Origin of the sequence: Promicromonospora kroppenstedtii DSM 19349, from assembly GCF_000515355.1 — a bacterium.
Classification (GTDB): Bacteria; Actinomycetota; Actinomycetes; order Actinomycetales; family Cellulomonadaceae; genus Promicromonospora; species Promicromonospora kroppenstedtii.
Window position 1 is genome coordinate 92,458 of the sequence record NZ_KI911744.1, and the last position, 8,883, is coordinate 101,340.

Consider the following 8,883-nt stretch of genomic DNA (forward strand, 5'->3'; position numbering starts at 1 on the left):
CCCCGCGGTCGGCATCACCGGCCCCGCCCCGGGCCGCACCCCACGCAGCCGCTACTCCATCGGCTGCCACACCACCCCCACCCATGGAGCGATCCCCTACCGACCCAGCCCACCACCCCGCCAGGCCCGCCCGACACACGGGCCACCCGGTCGAGCCGGCACCCGGCCGAACCCGCCGACCCGACCTCTCCTGGACGCGTGGTCACGCACTACGACTCCTTGAAACCCTCTCTAGCTGTCGCTCGCCTCGCGGTCGCCGTCGACGTAGAACCAGCGGCCTCCGGTCCGAACGAAGCGGCTGGTCTCGTGCAGGCTGCCCCGCACCCCCGTGTCCGGGTACCGGTAGAAGGCGGTGAACTCCACGATGCCACTGCTGTCGAACGGCCCGCCGCGCTCCGTGCGGTGGATGTCGAGGCGGCGCCACTGCTCGTCGCCGACCCCGGCGCTGTCCGGGCGGGTCTGCGGAGCCCAGGTCGCGAGCAGGTAGGCGTCGTCGCCCACGGCGAACGCCGAGTAGCGCGAGCGCATCAGGGCCTCGGCCGTCGGGGCCGTCGCGGCGCCGGAGTGGTAGCGCCCGCAGCAGGCGCCGTAGGTGTCGCCGGAGAGGCAGGGGCAGCGGTCGTCGTCGTGCACCAGGCGATCTTCGCACCTACGCGAACGTCTCGTGCCCCAGCACGGCGAGCAGGCGAATCTTCTCCTCGGCCTCGCTGTTCGGCGCCGGCGTCAGCACCAGGAGGGCCTGGGACTGGTCCTCGGTGAACAGCGCCTGGCAGTCCACGTCGATGCGGCCCAGCTCGGGGTGCACCAGCGTCTTGTGGTCCTCGAACCGGCGGGACACCTCGTGCAGCTCCCAGAGCCGCACGAACTCGGGGCTCTGCCGCAGCAGGGCGCGCAGCACCTCGTCGGCGGGCGATCCCGGGCATGCCGCCGCGTGAGCCGCGCGCAGCGACGCGACCTGGCTGCGGGCCTGCCGCTCGTGGTCCTCGGGCGGGTACACCTCCCGAGAGGCCGGGTCGGTGAACCACCGGTAGGCGGAGCTGCGGGCCAGCCCCGTGGTGGGTGCCGGGCCGAAGATCGCCTCCGCGAGGCGATTCTGCACGAGTGTCTCGCCCAGGCCCGAGAGGATCAGCGCCGGGGTGTCCTCGAGCCGGTCCAGCACGCGCAGCAGCGCAGGCGCGACGTGGGAGTCGGCGGGCGCGCGCCGCGGCACGCCGTGCCCGGCGAGGCGGAACAGGTAGTCGCGCTCCTCGACGGTCAGGCGCAGCGACCGCGCCAGGGCGGCGAGCATCTGCTCCGAGGGCTGCGGCCCGCGCTGCTGCTCGAGGCGCGCGTAGTAGTCCACGGACATCCCGGTCAGGGCGGCGACCTCCTCCCGGCGCAGCCCCGGCGCGCGACGGCGAGGGCCGGGCACCAGGCCGACGTCGGACGGGCGCAGCGCCTCGCGGCGTCGGCGGAGGAAGTCGGCCAGGGCTGCGCGGTTCATGCCCCCATCGTGCGCCGCGCGCGCCTGGTGAGCCAGGGACCGGCGGTCCCTGGTTCACCAGGTCTCTCCCGCCGTCGGCCCGGGCGGCGCACGGTGGAGGCATGAACACAGAAGGCAACACCATCTTCATTCCCGGTGGAACCCGTGGCATCGGCCTCGCTCTCGCGCTGCGGCTCCAGGCCAGGGGCAACACCGTGATCGTCGGCGGGCGCAGCACCGACGCCCTCGAGAAGATCGCCGCGGAGCACGGCTTCGCCACCGTCCGCATCGACACAGACGATGCCGGCTCGATCCGGACCGCCTCCGCCGAGGTGATCGAGCGGTTCCCCGACGTGAACGTGCTGGTGCCGATGGCGGGGATCATGCGGGCCGAGAACTGGCGCACCCCGGGCTTCCTGGCGGACGCCGAGGCGGTCGTGACCACCAACGTGCTCGGCCCGATCCGGCTGATCGCCGCGTTCACCGAGCACCTGCAGTCCCGGCCGGACGCGACGATCCTCACCGTGTCCTCCGGCCTGGCCCACGCCCCGCTGCGGGTCACTCCGACCTACAACGCGAGCAAGGCCGCGATCCACATGCTCTCGGAGTCGATCCGGCTCCAGTTCGCGGGCACGAGCGTGTCCGTGACGGAGCTTGTTCCGCCATCCGTGCAGACCGCGCTCATGCCGGGCCACGACGAGGACCCGCACGCCATGCCGCTGGACGAGTACGCCGACGAGACCATGAGCCTCCTTCAGGCCCAGCCTGACGCGCACGAGATCCAGGTCGAGCGGGTCAAGTTCCTGCGCTACGGCGAGGTCCGGGGCGACTACGACCAGGTGGTCGACGCCCTGAACGCGTCGGAACCGATCGCGGCGGCCCCCGCGAGCTGAGGGCGCCTCGACCACCACGGTCTACCGCCCCGAGAGCACCACACTCATGTCCACGGTCCCCGGCACGTCCAGGGTCACCTCGGCGGCGCCGCCGGCCGCCTCGACGCGGTAGTCCCCGAGGAAGCCGCCGAACCGCACCCGGCCCTCGGCGTCGGTGCGCAGGGCCGTGGGCGGCAGCCACCACTCGTCCTTGACGAGCTCCCGCAGCCGGTCGAAGGCGGGCTTGCGCGAACCGTCGGCCCGGAGCAGTCCGCCCGGGGCATTCAGCCACATGCCCCGGTCGGACAGCCCCCAGTACGTCATGGCCTCGACGCCCGGGTGCGACAGCAGCGTCCGGTAGTGGCGCTCCACCTCGTCGGCCTGGCGCGCCTCACCTTCCGGCGTCGACGGCCACGACTCGACCTGCCAGTCGTTGAGGTCCTCGACGTGGCTCGGCATCACGTCGCCCGACAGCAGCGTGGTCTCCGTGAAGTGGATCGGGATGTTGTACCGGGAGAACCGGTCCAGGATCGCGAGGGTCTTCTCCTCGCCCCAGTAGCCCTGGTGCATGTGGCTCTGCAGGCCGAGCCGGTCGACCCGGATCCCGGCCTCCAGCACCGCCTCGATCAGGCACTCGTACGCGGTGGACATGTCGAAGTCGTTGAGCAGCAGCGTCGCGCCCGGGTTCTCGGCACGCGCCTCCTCGAACGCCATCCGGATCATCTCGACGCGGCCCTTGACCCGCGCCAAGGGCGTGATGGCGTTCTCCTGCGCGGTGAACACCGGCATGATCACCACCTCGTTGATCGCGTCCCACGTGTCGATCACGCCGCGGAACGCCGCGACGTCGCGCCGGATGCGCTCCCGCTGCAGGCGCTCCACCTCGTCCTCGGGCAGCCCGAGGAGCCAGCCCGGCTGCACCGTGTGCCACACGAGCGGGTGCCCCTTGACCATGACGTCCCGTTCGCGGAACCAGCGCGCCGCGCCGAGCAGCGGCTCCGTCCGCGGCGCCCCGCGCTCGGGCTCGAACGTGCCCCAGTAGAACGGGAGCGTGGTCTGGTTGAAGACGTCGAACCACGCGTCGGCGAGGCGGCCGTCGTACTCCGGGTCCTGCGACGTGCCGTTGGCGAGGTCGATGAGGTCGAAGCCGATGCAGCCGAACAGGAACGCGTGCCGCGTCTGCCGCACGACGACGTCGTGGCCGGCGAGCGGCGCGCCGTCCGGTCCACGAAGGGTCGCCGTGGCGTCGGCGCGGCGGTGCGCCAGGCTCGGGTCGGGTGTGCGTCCTTCGCCGGGCGCCCTGAAGAGAGAGGTCACGCGCCGACCCTAGCCGCGGCCCTCACTCTCGTGGAGTCACGACGAGCAGATCACCCACCTCGCACTGCAGCACGTCGCAGACCGCCGTCAGCGTGGAGAACCGGATCGCCCGGGCGCGATCGTTCTTCAGCACCGACAGGTTTACCACCGTGACGCCGACCAGCTCCGCGAGGCGTGCCAGCGTCATTCCGCGCTCGGTCAGGAGCTCGTCGAGGCGGCAGTGGACGCGGGCCTCGTCGTCGACAGGCATCAGACGAGGCCCTCGGTGTCCCGCTTCAGGCGCGCGCCACGCTGGAACGCGTAGCCGACGGCGGCAAGGAGCAAGCCGGCCAGCAGCATGGTCATATCGAGCCCCAGCACCATCGCCTGGCCCGACTCCGCGCCGGCGTTCACTAGGGCACTGCTCGCCGCTGTCCCCTCCAGCGTGGGGATCACCACCGCACCAGCGCCGAGCGCCGCCGCGGCGGCGTTGAGCGCCACCAGGTTCCCGCGCGTGAAGAAGTCGCCACGGTAGAACGACCGGCCGAGCAGGGCGAAGCAGACGGCGACCACCAGCAGCGTGATCGCCGGCAGCAGGGCCGCCGCTACGACCAGCATGTACGGCACCGGGCCGAGCGCGGAGACCCGGACCACCGCCTCGGTCGCCTCCGCCGCCACGGACCCGTCGAGCAGCAGCTCGTGCGGCACGTCGGCCAGGTCCACGGTCACCGGGACGTCACGGTTCGGCACGACCCGCACCAGGCCCTCGACGATGCCCGCCAGCCCCGCGACGACGGTGAGGGCGCCCGCGAGCGTCAGGAGGAGGAAGTCGTGCTGCCGACTGCTGGAGACTCGCTGTGCCATGGTCGTCACCTTTTCGCTGGGTCCGGCAGGATCGGCATATCGCTTAACGATAGTATCGAAACACGATATGCCATTGGGGTCAACGAATCCTGTGACGGAGACGACCATGCACCTGTTGCCAGGACGGGAGTCGTCCTGGCAACAGGTGCATGGTCGTTCGTGATCCCGCGGCCTACGTCGCCGCAGGCTCCTCCACCACCGGGGCCGCGAACTGGCTCGCGTACAGCCGGGCGTAGGCGCCGTTCGCGGCGAGCAGGTCGTCGTGGGAGCCCTGCTCCACGATGTCGCCGTGCTCCATCACGAGGATCACGTCGGCGTCGCGGATCGTGGACAGCCGGTGCGCGATGACGAACGACGTCCTGTCCTTGCGCAGCCGGTTCATGGCCTCCTGGACCAGCACCTCGGTGCGGGTGTCCACGGACGACGTCGCCTCGTCGAGCACGAGGATCGCCGGATCGGCCAGGAACGCCCGGGCGAGCGTGAGGAGCTGCTTCTCCCCCGCCGAGACCGACGAGCCCTCCTCGTCCACGACGGTGTCGTAGCCGTCGGGCAGGGTCCGCACGAACGGGTCCACGTGGGTGGCCCGCGTCGCGGCGAGGAACTCGTCCTCGCTCACGGTGGCGCCGTCGGGCACGCCGTAGCGGAGGTTCTCCTCGATGGTGCCCTTGAACAGCCAGGTGTCCTGGAGCACCATGCCGACCGAGGACCGCAGGTCGTCGCGCGACATGTCCCGGGTGTCCACGCCGTCCAGGGTGATGCGGCCGCCGTCCACCTCGTAGAACCGCATGAGGAGGTTGACGAGCGTGGTCTTGCCGGCGCCCGTCGGACCCACGATCGCGATGGTCTGGCCCGGCTCCGCGACCAGGTTCAGCCCGGTGATGAGCGGACGCTCGGGCGTGTAGGAGAACGTGACGTCCTCGAACGCGACCCGGCCGCGCACCGGCTCCACCTTCTGCGACCGCTCCGGGTCCGGCGACTGCTCCGGGGCGTCCAGCAGGTCGAACACCCGCTCCGCGGAGGCCACGCCGGACTGCAGCAGGTTCATCATCGAGGCCACCTGCGTCAGCGGCTGCGTGAACTGGCGCGAGTACTGGATGAACGCCTGCACGTCACCCAGCGACAGCGTGCCCGAGGCGACACGCAGGCCGCCGATCACGGCGACGATCACGTAGTTCAGGTTCGCGAGGAAGCCCATCGCCGGCTGGATCGTGCCCGAGATGAACTGCGCCTTGAAGCTGGACGAGTACAGCGCGCCGTTCTCGTCGGCGAACGCCTTGGCCGTGGACTCCTGGTGCCCGTACACCTTCACCAGCGCATGCCCGGTGAACGACTCCTCGATGTGCGCGTTCAGGCGCCCCGTGGCCGCCCACTGCTCCACGAACTGCGGCTGGCTGCGCTTGGCGATCTGCGCCGTCAGGATCACCGACAGCGGCACGGTCACCAGCGCGACCAGGGCGAGGACCGGCGAGATCCAGAACATCATGCCGAGCACGCCGATCACCGTCAGGACGGCGGTCACGAGCTGCGCGAGGGTCTGCGTAGTGGTCTGGGCCACGTTGTCGATGTCGTTGGTGACGCGCGACAGGATCTCGCCGCGCTGCTTGGCGTCCACGTAGGAGAGCGGGATGCGGTGCAGCTTCGCCTCCACCTGGTCGCGCAGGTCCCGCATGGTCCGCTGCACGACGCCGGCGGTGATCCGCGCCTGCAGCCAGCCGAACAGGAACGCCCCGACGTACGCCGCGACCACCCAGCCGAGGGTCTGCATGAGCATCGTGAAGTCGATGCCCTGGCCCGGCACGACGCCCACGACGCCGGACAGCAGGTCCGCCATCTGGTCCTGGCCCGCCGCGCGCAACCCGGCCTCCGCCTGCTCCGTGGTCACGCCCGAGGGCAGCTGCGCACCCACGACGCCCGCGAAGATCACGTTCGTCGCGTTACCGAGCAGCTTGGGCCCGAGCACGGTGAGCGCCACCGAGGCGATGCCCAGCACCATGAGCACCACGACGTTCAGGCGCTCGGGGCGCAGCATGCCGGCGAACCGGCGCAGCGAGCCCTTGAAGTCCATCGGCTTCTGCACGGGCATTCCCATGCCCATGCCCATCGGTCCGCCACCGCCGGGCCCCCGCCCGGGACCGCGCTGCGGCGCTGCCGTCGTCGTGCTCTCGCCCTGAGGCTTCTCTTCGTTGCTCACGCCGCCTCCTCCAAGCTCATCTGGGACGTCACGATCTCCTGGTACGTCGGGTTGTCCGCCAGCAGCTGCGCGTGCGTGCCGCGGCCGACGATGCGGCCGTGGTCGAGCACCAGGATCTGCTCGGCGTCACGGATGGTCGCCACGCGCTGCGCGACGACGATCACCGTCGCGTCGCGGGTCTGCGGCCGCAGGGCCGCCCGCAGGCGCGCGTCGGTCGCGTAGTCCAAGGCGGAGAAGCTGTCGTCGAACAGGTAGATGCGGGGCTTGCGGATCACGGCGCGCGCGATGGCGAGCCGCTGACGCTGGCCGCCCGAGAACGTCGAGCCGCCCTGCGCCACCTCGGACTCCAGGCCGTCCGGCAGCGCCTCGATGAAGTCGCGCGCCTGCGCCACCTCGAGCGCCGCCCACATCTCCTCCTCGGTGGCGTCGGACTTGCCGTACCGCAGGTTGTCCGCGACGGTCCCGGAGAACAGGAACGCCTTCTGCGGCACCAGCCCCATGAGGGAGCCGAGGTCGCGCTGCAGCAGGTCCCGGACGTCGACACCGTCCACCCGGACGGTGCCGCCGGTGGCGTCGAACAGGCGCGGCACCAGGTTCAGCAGCGTCGACTTGCCCGAACCGGTCGAGCCGATGATCGCGGTGATCTGGCCCGGCACGGCCTCGAACGACAGCTCGTGCAGCACCGGCTCCTCGGCGCCGGGGTAGCGGAACTCGACGTCCTCGAACGTGACGCGACCGCTCGGGCCCGCCACGGCGCCGTCGGGCGAGCCGTCCTGGTCGGCGAGCGAGCCCGGCAGAGCGACCGGCGACTCGGGGTCGACGACGGACGACTCGGTGTCCAGGACCTCCCCGATGCGCTCCGCCGCGACGGCGGCGCGCGGGATCATCATGAAGATCATCGTGGACATCATCACGGCCATGAGGATGTACATGATGTAGCTCAGGAACGCGGTCAGGGAGCCGATCTCCATCTCGCCGGCCTCGATCTCGTGGGCGCCGAACCACAGCACGGCCACGGACGACAGGTTCATGATCAGCATGACCACCGGGAACGTGAGCGCCATCAGGCGGCCGGCGCGCAGCGAGGTGTCGAACAGCTCCTCGTTGACCACGCCGAAGCGCTCGGTCTCGCGACGCTCGCGCACGAACGCCCGGACCACGCGCAGGCCCGTGATCTGCTCGCGCAGCACGGAGTTGATGGCGTCGATGCGCTTCTGCATGCGGCGGAAGTGCGGCACCATGCGCCACACGATGACGCCCGCGGTGGCGGCCAGCACCGGCACGATGACGAGCAGCAGGCCCGACATCGACACGTCCTCCGACAGCGCCAGGATGACGCCGCCGATCAGCATGATCGGTGCCATCACCATGATGGTGAACGTCATCAGCACGGTCATCTGCACCTGCTGGACGTCGTTCGTGCTGCGCGTGATCAGCGTCGGCGCCCCGAACCGCGCCATCTCGCGCGCGGAGTAGGTCTGGACCGAGTGGAAGACGTCGCGCCGCAGGTCACGGCCGAAGGCCGTGGCGACCTGCGCGCCGAAGTAGACGGCGATGACCGACGCGACGACCTGGCCCAGCGAGACGACGAGCATCCATCCGCCGGTGCTCCAGATGTACCCGATGTCACCGGGCACCACGCCGTTGTCGATGATGTCGGCGTTCAGGCTGGGCAGATACAGGGCCGCGAGCGTCTGCACCAGCTGGAGGACCAGCACCGCGACCACCGCCCAGCGGTACGGGCCCAGATATTTCCGGGCAAGAGCGACAAGCATCAGGAGTTCCCTTCAGGGCTGGGGGTTGGAGAACCTGGCGCGCCGGGTCCCGCGGTGGAGGCTGCACCTTCGGCGGCGTCGGAGCCAGGCTTTTTCGCGGGACCGGCGAGACCGTTGACGAGGGCGTCGGCCAGGACGTCGGCCGGCACCACGGGCTGCAGGTGGTCGATCCGTACGTGCGCGCCGGCGATCGCCGACTCGACCAGTGAGATCGCCACTTCGACGGGGACCCGCAGCCGGTGCGCGTCCGGCGCGAGGACGGCGGTGATCCCCTCGACCGTAGCCGCATGCTGCTGGGCACGCTGGTCCAGCAGCGTCTTGCGGTAGGCGAGCATGCGCTCGTGGTGGTCGGCGGGCGTACCGGGCACGACGCCGGGCCTGCCGGGCGGCTCCGGCGGTACGGCGCGGGGACCCGGCGGGCCC

9 protein-coding genes are annotated in these 8,883 nt (G+C 71.0%); 1 reads left to right on the forward strand and 8 read right to left on the reverse strand.

Annotated elements, in window-relative coordinates; genetic code table 11:
- Positions 1 to 231: 231 nt before the first annotated feature.
- Both PROKR_RS24600 and PROKR_RS24605 read right to left on the reverse strand, forming a co-directional pair.
- Positions 232 to 633: a YchJ family protein gene (locus PROKR_RS24600; protein WP_036968918.1), complete on the reverse strand. Its 402-nt coding sequence runs from the start codon at positions 631 to 633 to the stop codon at positions 232 to 234.
- 16 nt (positions 634 to 649) lie between these two features.
- On the reverse strand, positions 650 to 1,483 hold the full coding sequence (locus tag PROKR_RS24605) for a helix-turn-helix transcriptional regulator (protein WP_036968920.1): 834 nt from the start codon (positions 1,481 to 1,483) through the stop codon (positions 650 to 652).
- 101 nt (positions 1,484 to 1,584) lie between these two features.
- On the opposite strand from PROKR_RS24605, the gene PROKR_RS24610 reads away from it, so the two are divergent.
- Positions 1,585 to 2,355 carry an SDR family oxidoreductase gene (locus PROKR_RS24610; protein ID WP_036968922.1) on the forward strand — a complete coding sequence of 257 codons (771 nt, stop codon included), beginning with the start codon at positions 1,585 to 1,587 and terminating at the stop codon, positions 2,353 to 2,355.
- A gap of 21 nt (positions 2,356 to 2,376) precedes the next feature.
- Here PROKR_RS24610 and PROKR_RS24615 read toward each other — a convergent pair whose 3' ends face one another.
- The 6 genes from PROKR_RS24615 to PROKR_RS36125 form a co-directional block, all read right to left on the reverse strand.
- Entirely contained in the window at positions 2,377 to 3,651 is a 1,275-nt protein-coding gene (locus PROKR_RS24615; RefSeq protein ID WP_051433325.1) for an endo-1,4-beta-xylanase, read from the reverse strand.
- A gap of 22 nt (positions 3,652 to 3,673) precedes the next feature.
- Complete coding sequence (locus tag PROKR_RS24620) at positions 3,674 to 3,901, reverse strand: helix-turn-helix domain-containing protein (protein ID WP_157602640.1); 228 nt, start codon at positions 3,899 to 3,901, stop codon at positions 3,674 to 3,676.
- A complete protein-coding gene (locus PROKR_RS24625; RefSeq protein WP_036968925.1) occupies positions 3,901 to 4,494 on the reverse strand; it encodes a DUF2975 domain-containing protein in 594 nt (197 codons plus the stop codon). Before PROKR_RS24625 ends, PROKR_RS24620 begins: the two co-directional genes overlap by 1 nt.
- Before the next feature lie 172 nt (positions 4,495 to 4,666).
- A complete protein-coding gene (locus tag PROKR_RS24630; protein WP_397402258.1) occupies positions 4,667 to 6,595 on the reverse strand; it encodes an ABC transporter ATP-binding protein in 1,929 nt (642 codons plus the stop codon).
- 86 nt (positions 6,596 to 6,681) lie between these two features.
- Entirely contained in the window at positions 6,682 to 8,460 is a 1,779-nt protein-coding gene (locus PROKR_RS24635) for an ABC transporter ATP-binding protein (protein WP_036968926.1), read from the reverse strand.
- A complete protein-coding gene (locus PROKR_RS36125) occupies positions 8,460 to 8,795 on the reverse strand; it encodes a hypothetical protein (protein WP_169736553.1) in 336 nt (111 codons plus the stop codon). The genes PROKR_RS24635 and PROKR_RS36125 overlap by 1 nt, the downstream gene beginning before the upstream one ends.
- Positions 8,796 to 8,883: the final 88 nt, after the last annotated feature.